Origin of the sequence: Saccharothrix tamanrassetensis (genome assembly GCF_014203665.1) — a bacterium.
GTDB lineage: Bacteria > Actinomycetota > Actinomycetes > Mycobacteriales > Pseudonocardiaceae > Actinosynnema > Actinosynnema tamanrassetense.
This window is the reverse complement of the sequence record NZ_JACHJN010000003.1, coordinates 118164-136367: the sequence shown is the minus strand read 5'-3', so window position 1 is coordinate 136367 and position 18204 is coordinate 118164. Positions and strand designations below refer to the sequence as shown.

21 protein-coding genes are annotated in these 18204 nt (G+C 71.3%); 7 read left to right on the top strand and 14 right to left on the bottom strand.

Features of this window, described 5'->3' with window-relative positions; genetic code table 11:
- Positions 1-46: 46 nt before the first annotated feature.
- Entirely contained in the window at positions 47-1057 is a 1011-nt protein-coding gene (locus FHS29_RS09735; RefSeq protein WP_184690246.1) for a methionine synthase, read from the bottom strand.
- 206 nt (positions 1058-1263) lie between these two features.
- Here FHS29_RS09735 and FHS29_RS09730 point away from each other — a divergent pair, with 206 nt between their 5' ends.
- Complete coding sequence (locus tag FHS29_RS09730; protein WP_184690245.1) at positions 1264-2649, top strand: cellulose binding domain-containing protein; 1386 nt, start codon at positions 1264-1266, stop codon at positions 2647-2649.
- A gap of 51 nt (positions 2650-2700) precedes the next feature.
- On the opposite strand, the gene FHS29_RS09725 is transcribed toward FHS29_RS09730, so the two are convergent.
- From FHS29_RS09725 to FHS29_RS09715, 3 genes are all read right to left on the bottom strand, one after another.
- Complete coding sequence (locus FHS29_RS09725; protein ID WP_184690244.1) at positions 2701-2850, bottom strand: hypothetical protein; 150 nt, start codon at positions 2848-2850, stop codon at positions 2701-2703.
- Positions 2850-3233, bottom strand: a complete 384-nt coding sequence (locus FHS29_RS09720; protein WP_184690243.1) for a hypothetical protein — start codon at positions 3231-3233, stop codon at positions 2850-2852. The genes FHS29_RS09725 and FHS29_RS09720 overlap by 1 nt, the downstream gene beginning before the upstream one ends.
- Before the next feature lie 65 nt (positions 3234-3298).
- Positions 3299-3748, bottom strand: coding sequence for a hypothetical protein (locus FHS29_RS09715; protein ID WP_184690242.1), 450 nt, complete (start codon positions 3746-3748; stop codon positions 3299-3301).
- 50 nt (positions 3749-3798) lie between these two features.
- Here FHS29_RS09715 and paaI point away from each other — a divergent pair, with 50 nt between their 5' ends.
- Positions 3799-4185 carry a hydroxyphenylacetyl-CoA thioesterase PaaI gene (paaI, locus tag FHS29_RS09710; RefSeq protein WP_184690241.1) on the top strand — a complete coding sequence of 129 codons (387 nt, stop codon included), beginning with the start codon at positions 3799-3801 and terminating at the stop codon, positions 4183-4185.
- A 48-nt stretch (positions 4186-4233) separates the two neighbouring features.
- On the opposite strand, the gene FHS29_RS09705 is transcribed toward paaI, so the two are convergent.
- Complete coding sequence (locus FHS29_RS09705) at positions 4234-4611, bottom strand: hypothetical protein (protein ID WP_184690240.1); 378 nt, start codon at positions 4609-4611, stop codon at positions 4234-4236.
- 66 nt (positions 4612-4677) lie between these two features.
- Positions 4678-5853: a hypothetical protein gene (locus FHS29_RS09700; RefSeq protein ID WP_184690239.1), complete on the bottom strand. Its 1176-nt coding sequence runs from the start codon at positions 5851-5853 to the stop codon at positions 4678-4680.
- Between the two features lie 41 nt (positions 5854-5894).
- On the opposite strand from FHS29_RS09700, the gene FHS29_RS09695 reads away from it, so the two are divergent.
- From FHS29_RS09695 to FHS29_RS09685, 3 genes are all read left to right on the top strand, one after another.
- A complete protein-coding gene (locus FHS29_RS09695; RefSeq protein ID WP_184690238.1) occupies positions 5895-6395 on the top strand; it encodes a DUF6584 family protein in 501 nt (166 codons plus the stop codon).
- Between the two features lie 16 nt (positions 6396-6411).
- A complete protein-coding gene (locus FHS29_RS09690; protein ID WP_184690237.1) occupies positions 6412-7281 on the top strand; it encodes a serine/threonine dehydratase in 870 nt (289 codons plus the stop codon).
- A 123-nt stretch (positions 7282-7404) separates the two neighbouring features.
- Positions 7405-8070, top strand: coding sequence for a hypothetical protein (locus tag FHS29_RS09685; protein ID WP_184690236.1), 666 nt, complete (start codon positions 7405-7407; stop codon positions 8068-8070).
- A gap of 12 nt (positions 8071-8082) precedes the next feature.
- On the opposite strand, the gene mnmA is transcribed toward FHS29_RS09685, so the two are convergent.
- The 7 genes from mnmA to FHS29_RS09650 form a co-directional block, all read right to left on the bottom strand.
- Positions 8083-9165 (bottom strand): tRNA 2-thiouridine(34) synthase MnmA, encoded by a 1083-nt coding sequence (mnmA, locus tag FHS29_RS09680; protein ID WP_184690235.1) that lies wholly within the window; start codon positions 9163-9165, stop codon positions 8083-8085.
- Positions 9166-9170: 5 nt separating this feature from the next.
- Positions 9171-10367, bottom strand: coding sequence for a cysteine desulfurase family protein (locus FHS29_RS09675; RefSeq protein WP_184690234.1), 1197 nt, complete (start codon positions 10365-10367; stop codon positions 9171-9173).
- Positions 10367-11659 carry an MFS transporter gene (locus FHS29_RS09670; RefSeq protein WP_246440157.1) on the bottom strand — a complete coding sequence of 431 codons (1293 nt, stop codon included), beginning with the start codon at positions 11657-11659 and terminating at the stop codon, positions 10367-10369. Before FHS29_RS09670 ends, FHS29_RS09675 begins: the two co-directional genes overlap by 1 nt.
- A gap of 830 nt (positions 11660-12489) precedes the next feature.
- Positions 12490-13311: a lysophospholipid acyltransferase family protein gene (locus FHS29_RS09665; RefSeq protein ID WP_312864843.1), complete on the bottom strand. Its 822-nt coding sequence runs from the start codon at positions 13309-13311 to the stop codon at positions 12490-12492.
- A 47-nt stretch (positions 13312-13358) separates the two neighbouring features.
- The gene (locus tag FHS29_RS09660) at positions 13359-14132 is read right to left on the bottom strand and encodes a GNAT family N-acetyltransferase (RefSeq protein ID WP_184690231.1); all 774 of its coding nucleotides are present in this window, start codon (positions 14130-14132) and stop codon (positions 13359-13361) included.
- A gap of 146 nt (positions 14133-14278) precedes the next feature.
- A complete protein-coding gene (locus FHS29_RS09655; RefSeq protein WP_184690230.1) occupies positions 14279-15238 on the bottom strand; it encodes an electron transfer flavoprotein subunit alpha/FixB family protein in 960 nt (319 codons plus the stop codon).
- Positions 15239-15255: 17 nt separating this feature from the next.
- Positions 15256-16038, bottom strand: a complete 783-nt coding sequence (locus tag FHS29_RS09650; RefSeq protein ID WP_184690229.1) for an electron transfer flavoprotein subunit beta/FixA family protein — start codon at positions 16036-16038, stop codon at positions 15256-15258.
- A 291-nt stretch (positions 16039-16329) separates the two neighbouring features.
- On the opposite strand from FHS29_RS09650, the gene FHS29_RS09645 reads away from it, so the two are divergent.
- Complete coding sequence (locus tag FHS29_RS09645) at positions 16330-17199, top strand: DegV family protein (RefSeq protein ID WP_184690228.1); 870 nt, start codon at positions 16330-16332, stop codon at positions 17197-17199.
- A 22-nt stretch (positions 17200-17221) separates the two neighbouring features.
- A complete protein-coding gene (locus FHS29_RS09640; protein WP_184690227.1) occupies positions 17222-17365 on the top strand; it encodes a hypothetical protein in 144 nt (47 codons plus the stop codon).
- Positions 17366-17367: 2 nt separating this feature from the next.
- Here FHS29_RS09640 and FHS29_RS09635 read toward each other — a convergent pair whose 3' ends face one another.
- On the bottom strand, positions 17368-18198 hold the full coding sequence (locus FHS29_RS09635) for a hypothetical protein (protein ID WP_184690226.1): 831 nt from the start codon (positions 18196-18198) through the stop codon (positions 17368-17370).
- Positions 18199-18204: the final 6 nt, after the last annotated feature.

Below are 18204 nucleotides of genomic sequence, written 5' to 3'. Positions count from 1 at the left end.
GTGACCGGCCCTCGGGCCGTCCGGTCGCCGGCCTCGGATGAACCGGTCACCGCTCCTCGGGCGGTTCCACGAACGCCTTGCCCACGTCCCGGGTCAGCGCCAGCGCCCGCCGCACCCACGCGGCGGTCGCGCCGGCCAGCCCGCAGGACGGTGTCGGCACCGCGTGCGAAGCCAGCACCGATCGCGGGAAACCCAAGCGGTCCGCCAGGTCCAGCGCCGGCTTCGCCACCGAGCGCAGGTCGGGCGGGTGCCCCGGGTCGACGCTCGGCGTCACACCCAGGAACAGCGTCGTGCGCTCCTCCCACGCCTCGCCGACCTGGTCCCACAGCTCCGCGTCGAGCACGTTCACGTCGAACGCGATCGCCTTCGCGCCCGCCTCGCGCAGCAGCGTGATCGGCGGCCTGGGCGCGCAGCAGTGCACCACCACGTCCGCCCCGACGCCCTCGATCACGGACTGGAGCAGCGACCGCGCGTCCGGCTCCGGCACCGCCGCCACCGTGCCGAGCTTCGACGGCGTGGGCAGCAGACCGCGCAGCACGGCGGGCAGCGTCGGCTCGTCCAGCTGCACGACCACCCGCGCGCCGGTCCGCTTCGCCACCTCGGCCACGTGCCGGGCGAGCCCTTCGGTCAGCGACGCGGCGAACTCCCGCAGCGCGCCCTTGTCGGTCAGCACCCGGTGCCCGCGCGCCAGCTCGATGCCGGCGGTCAGCGTCCACGGCCCGGCCGCCTGGACCTTCACCACCGACGGCGTCAACCCGTCGGCCGCCTCCTCGAACGCGTCCAGGTCGCGGCGCAGCAGGTCCACCGCACGGCGGTGGTCCCGACCAGGGTGCGCGGCGGTCCGGTAGCCGGACGTCACGACCTCCACCGGCAGGTCCACCAGGAGGCCGGCGGTGCGGCCGACGACGTCCGCCCCGATCCCCCGCGCGGGGAGTTCGGGCAGGTGGGGGAGGTCGGGCAGCTCGCCGAGGACGATCCGCGCAGCCTCCAGGGGGTCCGTGCCGGGCAGAGAACCGATGCCGGTCGCAATGCCGGCGGGCCAGGGGGCAGCATCCACGGGGCACAGTCTCCCACCCCCGGTTTCCACAGGGTGAAGACAGAAAAGGTCTAGACCCATTGACGAGGTGGTCTAGGCCACCTACGGTCACCTTGTCGGTGCTGACAGTTGCGACGGCACCGCACACGACGTGGTGTGGGGGCGTGCCGCGCCCCGCGCTCCCGCACCACTTCCAAACCCGTCCCCCTGCCACGGGAGCAAGTGCGATGTCGAACAAGCGCAAAGGCCTGGCCGCACTGGCGGCCGGTGTCGCGGCCACCGTCATCGGTGGGCTGCTGCTGGCCGCCCCCGCGGGCGCGGCGGCGACCCCGACGGCCGTGTTCACCCAGGACGCCTCCTGGGGTTCGGGCTACCAGGGCAAGTACACGATCACCGCCGGCAGCACGCCGCTGACCGGCTGGAAACTGGAGTTCGACCTGCCGGCGGGCACCAAGCCGGGGTCCTACTGGGACGCCACGCTGGCCAGCTCCGGCAACCACCACACGTTCACCAACCGCGAGTACAACGGCGCGGTCGCGTCCGGGGCCTCCGCCTCGTTCGGGTTCCTCGCCAGTGGCACCGGCCTGCCGTCGAACTGCAAGCTCAACGGCCAGCCCTGCGCCGGTGGCGGCACGACCACCACGACTTCGACGACGACGTCGACCACGACGTCCACCAGCACCACGACGTCGACCAGCACGACCACGACGACGAGCACGACCACCACCACCGTGCCGCCCGGCAGCATCAAGTCCGCGCCGTACGTGGACATCACGATGCCCACGCCGTCGCTGGAGTCGGTGGCCCGCGCGACGGGCCAGAAGGTGTTCACGCTCGCGTTCGCGCTGGCCGACAGCTCCGGCTGCAACCCGTCGTGGGGCGGCACCATCCCGCTCAACGACAGCCGGATCATCAACGACGTCAAGGCGCTGAAGGCCCTGGGCGGCGACGTGATCGTGGCGACCGGCGGCGCGGCCGGACCGTACCTGGAGTACTCGTGCTCCACCGCCGACGCCCTGCTCGGCGCGTACAAGAAGGTCCTGGACGCGGTCGGCAGCAACCACCTGGACGTCGACGTCGAAGCGTCCATCCCGCACGACATGGTCAACACGGCGCTGAAGAAGCTCCAGACCGAGCGCGGCACGTCCATCAGCTACACGATGCGCGTGCAGGGCGACGACTACGGCATGGACCCGTACTCGGTGCAGATCCTGCAGAACGCGGCGGCCAAGGGCCTCACCGTGCTGGTGAACCCGATGACCATGGAGTTCGGCTCCTCGCGCGCCGACTGGGGCGACGCGGTGATCGCGGCGGCGGAGAGCTCGCTGCGGCAGATGAAGACGATCTGGCCGGGCAAGTCCGATGCGGAGCTCAAGCGCCTGCTCGGCGTGACCCCGATGATCGGCCGCAACTTCAACGGCAAGATCTTCACCCAGGCCCACGCGAACAAGCTGGTGAGCTGGGCGAACGCGAACAAGATCGGCCTGCTCGGGTTCTGGTCGGTGGGTCGCGACAACGGCTCCTGCCCCGGCGGCGGCATCTCCCCGACGTGCAGCAGCATCCCGCAGTCGCAGTACGAGTTCACCAACATCTTCAAGGGCTTCACCGGGTAATCCCTGCAGGTGACGGGGGTGGCGGAGGTCCGACGCCACCCCCGTCACCGTCTACCCGATCGGCACGAACCCCGGGTACTGGCCGAGCGCCACCTTCGGCGGCGGCACGCCCCGCGCGAAGAACAGCGCCAACAGCACGATGTCGTCCACGTTCGTGACGGCGAACAGGCCGATGGCGCGGCCGAGGTCGGGCAGGGACATCAGAACAGCGGCGTGAAGTGCACGTTGAACCTCAGGTTCGGCCGCTTGTTGTTCGACTCGGCCAGCCAGTACTCGCCCGGCCGCACGACGGTGCCCGCGTAGGAGTCGCCGGACCCGTGCACCATGCCCACGAGGCGCGTCGGCGGGTAGTCCGTCCCGACCAGCAGCCGCACCCGCGCGACACGGCCGGTGACGAAGTAGACCGCCACGTAGCCGTGCACCTCGGCCCGGTAGACGGTGTCCAGCCGGTGGTCGGTGCGCGGACCGCCCGACGACTCCGGCCGGGCCGCGTCGGCGGGCAGCGGGCGGTTCCCCCGCACCTGCGCGGCCAGCGCGGCCACTTGCCGCTCCAACTCGCCGATCCGGTGGTGCAAGGCGTCCACCCGGCGATCCGACCTGCGATCCGAGCCGAACATCGAGACCTCATCCCGTCGAGCCGCGGAACCGTTCAGAACAGCGGCGTGAAGTGGATCTTGAACGCTGGGTCGTCCGTCTTCCGGGACGACTCGGCCAGCCAGTACTCACCCGGCCGGACGATGGTCCCCGCGTAGCAGTTGCGCTCGCCCCCGACATCCAGCACGCCCACGCACTGCGTGGGTGGGTCGTCCGGACCGACCAGCAGCCGCACGTTCGACGTCAGGCCCGCACCGACGTACACCGCGACGAAACCGAGCACGTCCGTGCGGTACACCGTGTTCAGCACGCCGTCGGAACGGGGACGGCCGATGCCGAAAGTCTCGCCGCGCCTCTCCAGCGCCGTCAGGGCGCTCTGGGCGCCGTGCGTCAACGCCTCCACCCTCGCCGTGTCGGTCGGCAACGGGCGGGCGGCCTCCACCTGGGCGGAGAGCGCCCGGACCTGCTGCCGCAGCGCGGCCACCGCGTCCTGCAACGCTGCCACCCGACGGTTCGTGCCGAACATCGGACCCCCGATCGCCTATGGTGCGGGACATGGACGGACCCGCGGAGATGCTCGCCAACGACGCCGCGTCGACCGCGCTGGGCATTAGAGCACTGGAGCTGGCCGACGGTTCCGCCACACTGGCCATGACGATCACCGAGCGGATGATCAACGGGCACGGCATCGCGCACGGCGGGTACGTGTTCCTGCTCGCCGACACGGCGTTCGCGTGCGCCTGCAACCGGGCCGGGTCGGTGACGGTCGCGGCCCAGGCGGAGATCGACTTCCTGGCGCCCGTGAAGGTGGGCGAGGAGCTGGTGGCGACCGCCGTGGAACGGGTCCGGTCCGGTCGCAGCGGCATCTACGACATCACCGTGCGGCGGGGCGACGAGGTCGTGGCCGAGTTCCGGGGCCGCAGCCGCACGCTGAAAGCCTGAAGCGCGCGGCCGGGTGGGCCGCGCGCTGCCGGAGGGGTCGGGCCGAGGTCAGGCCGAGCGGCGCAGGCCGATCACCTGCAGGACGATGAAACCGAGCACCGCCACCGCCTGCGCCACGATCAGGAAGACACCAAGCCCGGTCACCGGGAACCACCCGGCGAAAGCGGTCAGGAAACTGTCCAACACCCACACGAAATTGCCGATCACCACCACCCCGACCAGTGGCCGGACGGGCTTCACACCGAGCAGGAAAACGCCCACGCCGTAAGCCACGAGGAATGCGCCGAGCCCGAGCACGAGGCCGCGCGGCAATCCCAGTGGCACGTCGATGAGCAGGGCCAGCAGCCCGAGCCCGCCCGAGGCGACACCGTCGAGCTTGAGGGCGAAGCGGAGGAAACCGTCGTTGCGGAGCCGAGTCGTCGTCATGGCCCTGAAGTTAGGGCCGGATCCACTGCCGGCACGACGTCGAACGCTGCCAACGGCTGCCAGTCCTCAGCGCGCGACCTGGGCCGACAGGTCGGCGGCCACCAGCTTCGCCCCGGCGTTCTGCCAGTTGTGCAGGGTCCGCTCGGGCACCTGGTTGACGAACCAGGCGAGCGCTCTGCGGGCTTCCGGGTCCAGGTCTTCCCGCTTCGTCCGGCGTGAATACGGCCGGATGCCCACCACGTAGTAGAAGTACAGCGCGTTGTAGTGCCGCCATTCGTCGCTGGTGCCGAAATCGCCGTCGCGCGGCTTGAGCCGGAGGATGCTCTCCAGCAGCAACGTCTTCAATTCGGCGGCGCGTTCCAGCGGCTGGTCGGCGGCACCCCGCGCGGCGAGCCGCTCGGTGATCACCGGCAATTCCGTCAACGGGCTCGCGACCAGTTTCCCCAGGTCGCCGTAACTGCTCAGCGCCCGCCGGGTCAGCTTCACGAAATCCGCCTCGTCGACCAGCGGCGTGCGACGCGGCAGGGCGTCCGCGGCGTCCCGCAGCTCGGCCCGTTCGGACGCCACCGCCGGCACCGCCACCCGGTCCACGAAGGTCGCGAGCGGGTTCGCCAGCACCTGGAGCGCGATGGCCGCCGCGATCGTCCCGTAGAGCAGCGGCGTGAGCCGGTCGTCCAGGAACAGCGCCACCTGGCCGCCGAACACCACCGCCATGCCCGCCGACACGACCAGCGAGCGCACCATGTCCCCCCGGATCGCCTCGCCCTCGTCGAACGCGTCGCGCACCGCCACCAGGACGCCGAACAGCAGCAGGTCCACCCCGATCGAGGCGATCAGCCACACCGACGGGGTGAGGCCGGTCAGCACCAACGCCGAACCGAGCAGGAACATCGACGTCGCCGCGCCCAGCAACGTCCGCCGGTTCCGCAGGTAGAGCGCCAGCGCCGCGCCCAGCGGCACCAGCACGACGGCGGGCAGGAACCACGCGGCCACCAGCAGCGGCACCGCGCTCAGCCGCCACCAGCGGTCGTAGCGGGCGGGCAGCCAGCACACGATCGCGCCCGTCCAGGCCACCGCCGGCACGGCGAGCACGACCGGCGGCACGGGCAGCGCGAGCGCCGCCGCGTAGGCCAGCAGCCCTACCGACGCCCGTCGCAGCAACGGCTTGCGCGGATCCCGCACCAACAGGTAGAGGCCGAGCCACCACGCCAGGCCGAAAGCGACCATCGACACCCCGATCACCGGGCGATCCTACGGTTGCGCGGGCTGGAACGATGTAGGTCATGCCGGTCGAGCAGACGCTGCGGAAGGCCTCCGAGGAAGTCGAGCGCGGTGATCTGGCCGGCGTCCTGCGTGCCCGGCAACGGCTGGTGGGCCTGGTCACCAGCTACCCGGACCGGCTGGACCTGCGCGATCGGCTCGCCGACGTCTACCGGGTGCTCGGCGACACCGCGCAGGCAGGCCGCTGGAGCTACCTGGCCGAGGAGCGCGACGAGGCGGAGACGGCGGCGTTCGAACGCGCCTACCGCACACCGGAAGCCCGGCTGACGGCGCTGAACTGGGTGAGCGGCGAAGCCACCACGGAGACCGCGCGGATCCGGCTGAGCGCGTTACAGGGCGCGGTGGCCGAGCAGGTGCGCGCGGAACTCGCGAAGACGGACGACCGGGACTCGTCGTGGGGCACGAACATCCTCGTGCTGCTCGGCCTGATCGTGGTGCTGCTGTGCTTCGTGGTCGGCGCGGTGACCCTGGTCATGTGGGTCTACAAGTGGTTCGCCGGGTAGGGGCATCCTGGGAGGCATGACCCCCGACGTCGCCGCCGCGGCCGACCGCATCCGCCCCCACGTCCGCCGCACACCGCTGTGGCGGGTGGAGGTCGACGGGCGGCCGTTGGCGTTCAAGCTCGAACACCTCCAGCTCACCGGCTCGTTCAAGCTGCGCGGCGCGGTGAACACGCTGCTCGCGGCGGAGGTCCCCGACCGGGTGGTCACCGCGTCCGGCGGCAACCACGGCCTGGGCGTGGCCACCGCCGCCCGGCTGCTCGGCACGCAGGCGACCGTGTACGTGCCGGTGGGTGCGCCCGAGGGGAAGGTGCGGAGGATCGAGGCGGCGGGGGCGAAGCTCATCCGCGCCGGGGCGACCTACGCCGAGGCGGTCGAGGCGGCACGTGAGGCGCCCGGGTTCTACGTGGAGGCGTACAACGACCCGTACGTGGTGGCCGGGCAGGGGACCGTGGGCGCGGAGGTGGTCGCCGACGCGCCGGACGTGGACGTGATCGCGGTGGCCGTCGGTGGTGGCGGGCTGGCGGCGGGAACGGCGTTGGCCGGTCCGCACGTGGTGGCCGTGGAGCCCGAGACGTGCTGCTGCCTGAACCGCGCGTTGGCGGCCGGTGCGCCGGTCGACTCGACCGTCGACTCGGTGGCGGCGTCCGCGCTGGGCGCTTCCCGGGTGGGCGAGCTGCCGTTCGAGCTGCTGCGGGCGGCTTCGGCGTCCTCGGTGCTGGTCAGCGACGCGGAACTGCTGTCGGCCCGGGACCGGTTGTGGGAGGAGTTCCGGCTGGCCGTCGAACCCGCGGCGGCGGTGCCGTTCGCGGCGTGGCTGCACGGCCGGGTGCCGGGCGAGTCGGTGTGCGTGATCCTCTGCGGGGCCAACACGGACTGGACGCCGTAGCTCAGGGGTTCGCGGGCCGGTCTGCGCCGGTGCGCGACCGGTGACGTACGCGTCGCGACGTACTCCGCACTGCCGCTTGAGGCCCCACGCCGCCAGGTCGCCGTGTGACCACCATCAGGTGTCATGACTTCGCGTGTCGCGTACCGGGTGGCGGCTGTGCTGTTCCTGGCGGGGCTGTTCCACCTGGCGGTGTTCTTCGTGGACGGCGGCCCTTGGGAGGGACCGGTGTCGTGGCGCAAGCCGGTGACGTTCGGGCTGTCGTTCGGGCTCACGTTGGCCACCTACGTGTGGGTGGGCGGGTTCGTGCGGTTGCGGGCGCTTTGGATCTGGCTGCTCACGGCCGCGTCCGTGGTGGAGGTGACGCTGATCAGCGTCCAGGCGTGGCGCGGAGTCCCGTCGCACTTCAACGAGGCGACCACGTTCGACACGCTGGTCACGCGCGGGCTGACCGGCGGCGGCGTGATGATCATCGTGTCGGTGGTGGCGCTGGTGGTCGCCTCGTTGCGGGCCTCCCACCTCGCGCCGAGCGTGCGTCTCGCGGTGCGGGTCGGGGCGGTCAGCCTCGCGGGTGCGCTGGCGTTCGGGGGGTTGATGATCGCCGAACGCGGTGGGTCGTGGAAGTTGTCGCACGGGGTGGCCATGCACGGGGTGCTGCTGCTGCCGTTGCTGGCGTGGGTCCTGGGATCCACCACGTGGGACGAGCAGCGGCGAACCCGCGTGGTGGGGCTCGCGGCGGCCGGCTACCTGGTGCTCGTGGCGGGTGCGGCGGTGTTCAACGGGTCGAGCTGACGGGGGCGCCGCTCAACGGGTCGAGCCGATGGTGGCGCTGGCCAGCACCAGGTCGCCCGCCGCGTCCGGCCGGTACACCGCGACCGCCTGGCCGGGTGCGACACCGCTGAGCGGCTCGCGCAGGTGCACCAGCAGCTCGCCGTCCACCAGTTCGGCCACGGCCGGCGCGAGACCGCCGTGGGCGCGGACCTGGGCGACGCACTCCACGGGGCCGTCGAAGTCGATGCGGGTCACCGGCCGGTGCGCCACGATCTCGGTCACCGCCAGCTTCTCCGCCGCGCCCACCCGGACGGTGCCGGTCACCGGCTCCAGGGACAGCACGTAGCGGGGGCGGCCGTCCGCGGCGGGGGCGTCGATGCCGAGGCCCTTGCGCTGCCCGACCGTGAACTCGTGCACGCCGACGTGCCGGCCCAGCACCGCGCCGGTCTCGTCGTCCACCAGCAGGCCGGGCTGCTCGCCGAGCCGCCGGGTGAGGAAACCGCGGGTGTCACCGTCCGGGATGAAGCAGATGTCGTGGCTGTCCGGCTTCTCCGCCACCTGGAGGCCGCGCTCGGCCGCCTCCACCCGGACCTCGGCCTTGGTCGAGTCGCCCAGCGGGAACATGGCGTGCGCCAACTGCTCCCGGGTCAGCGACGCCAGCACGTAGGACTGGTCCTTGCCGTCGTCGGCGCTGCGCCGCAGCTCCAGCCGTCCGTCCACAGTGGACAACCGGGCGTAGTGGCCGGTGCACACCGCGTCGAAGCCGAGCCCGATGGCCTTGTCCAGCAACGCCTCGAACTTGATCCGCTCGTTGCACCGCAGGCACGGGTTGGGCGTGCGGCCCGCCGCGTACTCCGCGACGAACTCCTCCACCACGTCCTCGGTGAACCGCTCGGCGAAGTCCCAGACGTAGAACGGGATGCCGAGCACGTCGGCGGCCCGGCGGGCGTCCCGGGCGTCCTCGATCGTGCAGCAGCCGCGCGCGCCGGTGCGCAACGTGCCGGGCTTGGCCGACAGCGCGAGGTGCACGCCGGTCACGTCGTGACCCGCCGCCACCGCGCGCGCCGCGGCCACGGCGGAGTCCACACCGCCGCTCATCGCCGCCAGCACCCGCATCCCGCTCACACCTCCGCTGTCGTGCGGCCGCCCGATCCGGCGAGCCGCTTCATCCCCGCGATGCCCGCCGTGCGGGCCCGTTCCACCACCGGGCCGATCACCTCGGCCAGTTCCCGGACCTCACCCGTGGTGGAGGTGTGGCCCAGCGAGAACCGCAAGGAACCGCGCGCGAGCACGGGCTCCACGCCCATCGCCAGCAGCACGTGGCTGGGCTGCGCCACGCCGGCCGTGCACGCCGAACCGGTCGAGCACTCGATGCCCTTGGCGTCCAACAGCATCAGCAGGCTGTCACCTTCGCAGCCGGGGAAGGTCAGGTGCGCGTTGCCGGGCAGCCGGTGCTCCGGGTCGCCGTTCACCACCACGTCCGGCACCGCGCGCCGCACCGAGGCCACCAGCTCGTCCCGCAGCGCCGCCAGTTCGCCGGCCCGCGCGAGCTGTTCGGTGACCGCGTGCCGCACCGCCGCGGCCAGGGCGACGACCGCCGGCACGTCCAGCGTGCCCGAGCGGACGTCCCGCTCCTGCCCGCCGCCGTGCAGCAGCGGTGTCGTGGCCACGTCCCGCCCCAGCAGCAGCACACCCACCCCGTAGGGCCCGCCGATCTTGTGCCCGGTCATCGTCAACGCGCTCGCGCCGGACTCGGTGAAGTCCACCGGCAGCGCGCCGACCGCCTGCACGGCGTCGGTGTGGAACGGGATGCCGCGCGCGGCGGCCGGCGCGACCAGCTCACGCACCGGGTTGACCGTGCCGACCTCGTTGTTCGCCCACATCACGGTGACCAGCGCGACGTCGTCGTCCAGCAGCTCGTGCAACGCCTCCGGCCGGAGCCGCCCCAGCGGGTCCGGCTCCAGCCAGCTGACCTCGGCGCCTTCGTGCTCGACCAGCCACTGCACGGTGTCCAGCACCGCGTGGTGCTCGACGCTGGAGGCCACGATCCGCCGCCGCGAAGGCGTCCGCCGGGCCCAGTAGATGCCCTTGACGGCGAGGTTGTCGCTCTCCGTGCCGCCACTGGTGAAGACGACCTCGGACGGTCGCGTGCCCAGGGCGTCCGCGATATCCTCCCGCGCCTCCTCGACCGCCCGCCGCGCCCGCCGCCCGGAGGTGTGCAGCGACGAGGCGTTGCCCGTGGTGGACAACGCCTTGGTCATCGCCTCGATCGCCTCGGGGAGCATCGGGGTCGTGGCGGCATGGTCGAAGTAGGCCATCAGCTTTCCAGGGTAGCCCGGCCCAGCCGTCGGGTGAGCACGGCACCGAGGACGGCGATGCCCGCCATCAGCAGGTCGAACGGCACGATGGCCGCCGTCGGCGCCTGCGTCGAGGCGAACGTGGTCACCAGCACACCGCCCAGCCCGACCAGCAGCGCCGAGCCCAGCATGTCGCTGATCTGCAGCGCCGACGAGTTGAACCCGCGGTCCACGTCGCTGGACGCGGCCAGCGTGAGCACGCTCAGACTCGACATCGCCAACCCCATCCCCGCGCCCGCGATCCCCCACAGCACCGGGGTGATCCAGGCCGGTCCCCACGCGGGTGCGATGAGCGTCACTCCGGCGATACCCGTGGCGTTGAGCACGAAACCCCAGCGGACGAGCTTCGCCCGGGGGATGTCCGGCTTCCGCGACTGCCACCACGCGGCCGTCGACCAGCCGATGGCGGTCAGCGTCAGCGGGATGCCGGAGGCGATGGCCGAGTACCCGTGCACGGAGGTGAGCGTGAGCGGGATGAACGCCTCGGTCGCGAAGAACGACCCGGCCAGCAGCGCACGCGCCAGGATCGTCGCCGGAAGCCCTTCACGGGCCTTCAACGTGCCCTTCGGCAGCAGCACGTTCAGCGCGGGGATGAGCACGACCAGCCCGACCAGCCCCACCAGCAGGTTCACGCCGCTCGGGTGTTGCGCGGCCCAGCTGAGCCCCACCACACCCGCCCCGGCCGCCAACGCGGCCAGCGGCAGCCCCCGGCGCTGGTTCGGGTCGGGCCGGTGCTCGGGCAGGTTCCGCAGGACGGGCACCAGCAGCAGCACGCCGAGGAGGACCAGCGGAGCCAGTCCGAGGAACACCCAGCGCCACGAGAACGTCTCGGTCAGCCACCCGGACAGCGCCGGCCCCACCAACGACGGCACCACCCACGCGCTCGCCAGCAGTCCGAACACAGCCGGCCGGTCCCGTTCCGGGTACACCAACCCGATCAGCACGTAGACCGCGACCACTTGCGCACCGCCACCCAGGCCCTGGAGCACACGTCCGAGCAGCAGCTGCGTCATGTCCTGCGCCGTGCCCGCCACGATCAGTCCCACCAGGAACGTCGCGGGCCCGATCAGCAGGCTCGGGCGGGGTCCGCGCAGGTCGCTGAGCCGCCCGGACAGGACCGTCGCGATCACGCTGGCCGCCAGGAAGGCCAGGAACGGCCACGCGTACATCTCGTTGCCGTCGAGCTCGGAGACCATCCGGGGCATCGCCGTGCTGACGCCCATGTTCTCGAAGGCCAACAGCGTGACGAGCAAGATGATCCCAGCCGTGGGCCCACGCCGCTCCGGGGCCCACAACCTGCTCTTGGATGACGCCTCGAACTCTCGTCCCGCATCGGTCGTGGTCACATGTTCATGTTTCAACCTCTACTTGGGTGTAGGTCAAGGCGATATGACGCAGAACCACCCAGTCCACCTCGGACCAACCGCCCCCGCGCACCCCCACCCGCCTTCGCAAGCCTCCTCGCACCATCACCCTCCCTTGGCCGCCCTCCCCGCCCGCCATCCCTCGCACGCCCCCCCGCACACGCCCGCATAGACCCGTCGCCTCGTGTTCTCCCCGTATGGCCTGCCCGCAGGGCAACCACACTTGTCCATGGGGTGCAAGCACGCTTCACCGCTTGCACCCCATGGACAAGTGTGGTGGTCTTTGACAGGTCATACGGGGAGAACACGACGCCCTTCGCTTTTCCTCCCCGGAGGTCTGCCAAGCGGCGAGCGTCGCTTTTGATACTTAGGATCCGCACGGCACCAAGCCTGAAAAGAGTCCTCGCCGGACGGGCAGACCACCAAGGATCCCCCCAAAGCCAAAGCTCGAAAGATACAAGCAGGCTGTGTGTCATCCCCGCATGGCCTGGTCAAAGACAACCACCCTTGTCCGGGGAACGCAAGCGAAAAGCGTGCTTGCATTCCCCGGACAAGCGCGGTTCGCTGCGCGCAGGCCATACGGGGATGACACACAGCCGACCGAAGGTGTGCGCTGGCGCGCAGCTCAGGCGCGATGTACGCACGCGCGAGAAGGAGGCAGGGACAGGAACGGCGGGGGTGCGTAGGCGACCGCGACCCCCGCCGAAGAATGGAGGAATCTACGCCACCTGACGCTGCACAACTCCCCCGTGCACCCGTTGCACAGGAACGAGGACATCGCCGTAAAGAGCCCGTTCGGACTCGTACTGCACGAGAGCGGCCAATTCCCTGCGAGTGGCGGCACGACCCGGAGCCACCTCATCCAACACGTGCACCTCGATCACCAATCCACGCAGTCGCAGCACACGGCGCATGGAATCGACCAAAGTGTCGGATCCGACGAAAGCCGCCTGCGTCGTAAGCGCCCCGTCCACCAGATACCGCAACACGACAGGCCGAACGGGCACACCGGCATCCAGGGCGGCCTGGAACAGAGCGGGCCGATAACGACCCGAAGCCAAGCCGCACCAAGTCGTGCCCTCCGCGTGGATACCGACCGCAGCGCCCTCCCGCAGGGCCACAGCTAGCTCGGCCACGGTCCGAGGCAGCAGGGACAGCCGCTCGCGATCCAGGTACACCGTCCGGGCCGCGGTGATGATCGGGCCGAGCACGGGCCAGTCCTTTATGTCCCGTTTAGCCACCATGCGGATCGGCTGCACGGCGTCGATCGCCAACTCGTCGAGCCAGGACACGTGGTTGCTGACGACGAGCACGCCACGCGAAGGGGTGGCCTGGAACACCGGTCCCCCGACCACCGCCAACCGGGCGCCGAACGCCCACACCAGCGCGCGGAACCAACGGCGCAGCAACATCTCCCGCGTCTGCCCCCGTGCCATCAGCGCGGCCGGCGCCACGAGCAGGCCGCACACGAGCACGGTCAGCGCCGCGCACACCCGCCACACCACGCGAAGCGTCCCCACCCGCGTCGCCGTGTGGTCCACGCAGCCGTCGCCGCAAGGGGAGCTCGGCATCCACGCATGGGCGGTGCTCATGATGTCTCGCCCAGGAAGAACTTCAGGTACCGCTGGTCGACGTGGTCCATCCCCAGCAGGATGAACAGATCCGCCACGCCGAAGTCCGGATCCAGCGCGGGGCGTCCGCACACCCACGCGCCCAACCGCAGGTAGCCCTTCAGCAACGGCGGCAGCACGGCCTTCGCGGGCCGCTCGACGGAGTCCACGTCCCACGGGTTCAGCGGAGCCACCCGGTACTGCTCGGGCGCGTAGTGCTTGGCGTGCACCTGATCCCACACGCCGGCCGCGTAGGAACCGCCGTCGTGCAGCGGCACGGAGGCGCAGCCCACCAGCCACGAGTGTCCGGACAGCAGCATGTAGCGGGCGATGCCCGCCCACACCAGGGACACCACGGCCCCGTTGCGGTGGTCGGGGTGGACGCACGAGCGGCCCGTCTCCACCACGGAGGGTCGCAGCGCGGAGAGGTTCGCCAGGTCGAACTCCGTGTCGGAGTACAGCCGGCCGGCCTCGGCGGCACGCTCGGGCGGGAGCATCCGGTAGGTGCCGACGATCTCGCCGGTGCGGTCGTCGCGCACCACCAGGTGGTCGCAGTACTCGTCGAACGGGTCGACGTCGTGGTCGGCCACCGGCGAGTGCAGGGTCGCGCCCATCTCCCCGGCGAAGACCTGGTGGCGCAGTCTCTGCGCGGCCACGACCTCGGCGCTGTCGCGGGCGACGAGCAGGGAGTAGCGCGGCGCGTCGGCGACAGCGGAGTTCCCGGTGCTGACAAGCAGTTGAGGCTGCGTCATGGGTCTGGTGTACCTACCCGATGGCGACCTACAGCAGGTTGTTCCGATGACGCATCAGTGGCAGCTCGGTTAAACCCTGGTGCACCGAAATGCGAAGAGGGCCGACCCCCTTCCGGAAACGGGGTCGGCCCTCTTCGTGAAAATGATCAGCCCTTGCGCTTGCCGACCTCTTCGGTGAGCTGCGGGGCGACCTTGAACAGGTCGCCCACCACGCCGAAGTCGGCGATCTCGAAGATCGGCGCCTCCGCGTCCTTGTTCACCGCGATGATCGTCTTGGACGTCTGCATACCCGCCCGGTGCTGGATCGCGCCGGAGATCCCCAGTGCGATGTACAGCTGCGGCGAGACCGTCTTGCCGGTCTGGCCGACCTGGAACTGGTGCGGGTAGTAGCCGGAGTCCACCGCGGCGCGCGAGGCGCCCACCGCCGCGCCCAGGCTGTCCGCGAGCTGCTCGACGACGGCGAAGCTCTCCGCCGAGCCGACGCCGCGGCCACCGGACACCACGACCGAGGCCTCGGTCAGCTCCGGCCGGTCGCCGCCCACGATCGGCTCGCGACCGGTCACCCGGGTCACCTTCGCCGCGTCGGCGGCGGGCAGCTCCACGGTCTGCTCGACCGCGTCGCCGGGGGCCTCCTCGGCCTCCACACCACCGGGGCGCACCGCGATGACCGGGACGCCGTTGCTGACCTTGGACTTGACGACGTACGCGCCACCGAAGACCGACTGCGTGCCGACACCCTCGCCGTCCAGGTCGACGACGTCGTAGAGCAGGCCGGAGCCCAGGCGCACGGCGAGCCGGCCCGCGACCTCCTTGCCCTCCAGGGTGGCCGAGACCAGCACGGCCGCCGGGGAGGCGGTGCCCGCGATGGTCTCCAGCGCGTCCACCTTCGGCGTGACGAGGTGGTTCACCGCGTCCTCGGACTCCACCGCGTACACCTTGGCCGCGCCGTAGCGGGCCAGGGACTCCTTCACCTTGCCCGCCGTGCCGGGCGATCCGACCACCACCGCGGCCGGCTCGCCGAGACGGCGCGCGGCGGATAGAAGCTCATAGGTGACCTTCTTGACCTCGCCGTCGACGTGGTCGACGAGGACCAGGACCTCGGACATTCGTTCCCTCCTCGCCTTCAGATGAGCTTCTGGCCGACCAGGTACTCGGCGATCTTCGAACCGCCGTCACCCGAGTCCTCGACGCGCTGACCGGCGCTGCGCGGCGGCTTCGGAGCCGCTTCCAGCACCTGCGACCACGCGGCGCCGAGGCCGACCTCGCCCGTGTCCAGCCCGAGGTCCGCCACGGTCAGCGTGGTCACGGGCTTCTTCTTCGCCGCCATGATGCCCTTGAAGGACGGGTAGCGCGGCTCGTTGATCTTCTCGGTCACGCTGACCACGGCGGGCAGGCTCGCCTCCAGGTGCGCGATGCCCTCGTCGGTCTCCCGCTCGGCCTTGATCACGCCGCCGTCCACGGACAGCTTGCGGACCTGGGTGACCTGCGGGAGGCCCAGCAGCTCGGCCAGGATGGCGGGCACCGCGCCCGCGCGGCCGTCGGTCGCCTCGTTGCCGGCGATGACCAGGTCGAAGCCCTCCACCGTGCCGACGGCCTTGGCCAGCACCTTGGCGGTGGTGAGCACGTCGGAACCGTGCAGGGCCTCGTCGGAGACGTGGACCGCCTTGTCCGCCCCCATGGACAGCGCCTTGCGGATCGCGTCGGTGGCGCGGTCAGGACCCATCGCGACGACGGTCACCTCGCCGCCGTGCGCCTCCTGGAGCAGCAGCGCTTCTTCCACCGCGCGCTCGTTGATCTCGTCGAGCACGGCGTCCGCGGACTCGCGGTCGAGGGTGTGGTCGGCGTCGGTGAGCTTCCGCTCGGACCAGGTGTCGGGCACCTGCTTGACCAGGACGACAATGTTCATGGGTCCTCTTCGACCTCCTGCGGACGGGCGGCGATGGTTCAGGCGGTGTGATCGCAGCGACCCGCCGCCGAATGTTCCAGTGTGATTCGTGACCCTGCCATGTCATCGCCGCATTGGCATGGTGGTGTCTGCCACCCCGATGTTACCCGCGAGTAGCAGAGGTGCAAACAAGAGCTAGCACCCCCGGCGCGTGACGATGACCACAAACGACATGAGGCCGGTCGAACGACATCGTGCCTGCCTGCGGCGGCGTTCCGGGGCATACCCCTTGCTCGTCTAGGGTCGGGACACATGCACCGTCGAGTAGCGATCGTCACCGACTCCACCGCGTGCCTGCCGGCGCAGTTGACCGAGAAGCTCGGCGTCACCGTCGCGCAGATCCAGGTCCGCATCGGGGGCTTCGTGGACGACGAGGCCCGCGTCCCGCTGCCGAAGCTGGTGGACGCCATGCGCGACCAGCTCGACGTGACCACCGCACCCCCGGATCCCGGCGCGTTCTTTTGGGCCTACGCCGACGCGGCGTCCTCCGGCGTGGAGGCGATCGTGTCGCTGCACGTGTCCACCGGGCTGTCGCGGACGGTGGAGGCGGCGCGGCAGGCGGCGGCCCAGACACAGGTGCCGGTGCACGTGGTGGACACCCGAACCTGCGGGATGAGCCTCGGGTACGCGGTCGTGGCGGCGGCCACCGTGGCAGCGGCCGGCGCCGACGTGGACCGCGTGCTGTCCGCCGCGCAGCGCAGCTTCGGCCGCGCCACCGAGCTGATCTACGTGGACACGTTGGAATACCTGCGGCGCGGCGGGCGGATCGGCGCGGCGGCGGCACTGTTCGGGTCCGTGCTGTCCGTGAAGCCGTTGCTCACCATGGCGGACGGGCGGATTACACCGCTGGGCAAGGCGCTCGGGGCGGACCGGGCGATGCGGAAGATGATCGACATCGCGGTCGGCCGGGCCGGGGAGGCGCAGGTCGACATCGCGGTCGAGCACTTCGACGCGACCGAACGGGCGCAGGGCGTGCTGGAGCAGCTGCGGGCCGAACTGCCCAACGTGCGGCGCTTCCTGCTGACCCAGGTGAGTTCGGCGATAGGAGCGCACGTCGGTCCGGGAGCGGTCGGCGTGACCGTTTCGCCGGTTCAGGAACTCCCGGCGAGGTTTGCCCGTTGAGCCTGCAGGGAAGGTGATGGCTATGGCATCGCTGTTCAGCAAGCTCACCGCGTTCGCTCGCAGCCCCCAGGGCCGGCGGATCACCGAGCAGCTCAAGCACGCCGCTCGCGATCCCCGGAACAAGACGAAGGCCCAGCAGCTCCTGCGCAGGTTGCGCAGGCGCTGAGGTCAGCGGGACCGCCGCCGCGCCTCCTCGAACGTGCGGAGGTAGCGGCGGCGGAACTCGCCCGGGTCCGGCAGGGATAAGGCCTGCGCGGCTTCGGGCCGTCCGGGCGGCTGCCCGGGAGAACCCGACCGCTCGGGCGTCTCGGACTGCTCGGGAGAACCCGACTGCTCGGGAAGCTCCGCGATGTGCTCGGGCACCTTATCGGCCGGTTCGGACTGCTCAGCCGGTTCGGACTGCTCGGGCTGCTCGGACGCCTCGGGCCGCTCAGGCGACTCGGACAGCTCGGACAGCTCGGACGCCTCGGCTCGCTCCGGCGACTTCGACTGCCCCGGCAGCTCCTCGGGCGACTCGGGCAATCCCGCCACGAGCCCCGGTTCCTCGGACAGCTCCGCGACCAGACCGGGCCGCACCGGCAACTCCGCGATCACCGACTCGGCCGCGGGCTCGGGCGGCGCTTCCGGTTCCTCGGGCGCGCACTCCCGGTCCGCCACCACAAGATCCGGCTCCACCACCTCCGGTTCCACCACGGGATCCGGCTCCGCCGGCACCTCCTGCCGCATCACGTCCAGGTCCGGCACCAGGGTCAGCGCGGGCCGGGCCGGTTCGGCGGGCGGGGCGGAGATCGGCAGGCCCATCACCGGGTTGCGGTGGATCGGCTTGGTCGCGTAGTCCTCCGGCGGCCAGCGCAGGTCGAGCTTCGGCTCCTCGCGCGGCACCGGCGCCGGGGCCGGTTCCGGCTCGGCCTCGCGTCTGAGCATGTACGCCGTCAGCACGCAGCCCGCCGCGAAGGACAGGGCGCACAACCCGAACACGAAGGCGACCGCGCCTGACATAACGCT

Bases quoted from the DNA above. Each gene is read 5' to 3' on its own strand.
- FHS29_RS09660 (WP_184690231.1), bottom strand. From the start codon at position 14,132: ATGACGCAGCCTCAACTGCTTGTCAGCACCGGGAACTCCGCTGTCGCC.
- FHS29_RS09645 (WP_184690228.1), top strand. From the start codon at position 16,330: ATGCACCGTCGAGTAGCGATCGTCACCGACTCCACCGCGTGCCTGCCG.
- FHS29_RS09730 (WP_184690245.1), top strand. From the start codon at position 1,264: ATGTCGAACAAGCGCAAAGGCCTGGCCGCACTGGCGGCCGGTGTCGCG.
- mnmA (WP_184690235.1), bottom strand. From the start codon at position 9,165: ATGCGGGTGCTGGCGGCGATGAGCGGCGGTGTGGACTCCGCCGTGGCC.
- FHS29_RS09650 (WP_184690229.1), bottom strand. From the start codon at position 16,038: ATGAACATTGTCGTCCTGGTCAAGCAGGTGCCCGACACCTGGTCCGAG.
- FHS29_RS09690 (WP_184690237.1), top strand. From the start codon at position 6,412: ATGACCCCCGACGTCGCCGCCGCGGCCGACCGCATCCGCCCCCACGTC.
- FHS29_RS09635 (WP_184690226.1), bottom strand. From the start codon at position 18,198: ATGTCAGGCGCGGTCGCCTTCGTGTTCGGGTTGTGCGCCCTGTCCTTC.
- paaI (WP_184690241.1), top strand. From the start codon at position 3,799: ATGGACGGACCCGCGGAGATGCTCGCCAACGACGCCGCGTCGACCGCG.
- FHS29_RS09695 (WP_184690238.1), top strand. From the start codon at position 5,895: ATGCCGGTCGAGCAGACGCTGCGGAAGGCCTCCGAGGAAGTCGAGCGC.
- FHS29_RS09685 (WP_184690236.1), top strand. From the start codon at position 7,405: ATGACTTCGCGTGTCGCGTACCGGGTGGCGGCTGTGCTGTTCCTGGCG.
- FHS29_RS09725 (WP_184690244.1), bottom strand. From the start codon at position 2,850: ATGTCCCTGCCCGACCTCGGCCGCGCCATCGGCCTGTTCGCCGTCACG.
- FHS29_RS09640 (WP_184690227.1), top strand. From the start codon at position 17,222: ATGGCATCGCTGTTCAGCAAGCTCACCGCGTTCGCTCGCAGCCCCCAG.
- FHS29_RS09675 (WP_184690234.1), bottom strand. From the start codon at position 10,367: ATGGCCTACTTCGACCATGCCGCCACGACCCCGATGCTCCCCGAGGCG.
- FHS29_RS09655 (WP_184690230.1), bottom strand. From the start codon at position 15,238: ATGTCCGAGGTCCTGGTCCTCGTCGACCACGTCGACGGCGAGGTCAAG.
- FHS29_RS09705 (WP_184690240.1), bottom strand. From the start codon at position 4,611: ATGACGACGACTCGGCTCCGCAACGACGGTTTCCTCCGCTTCGCCCTC.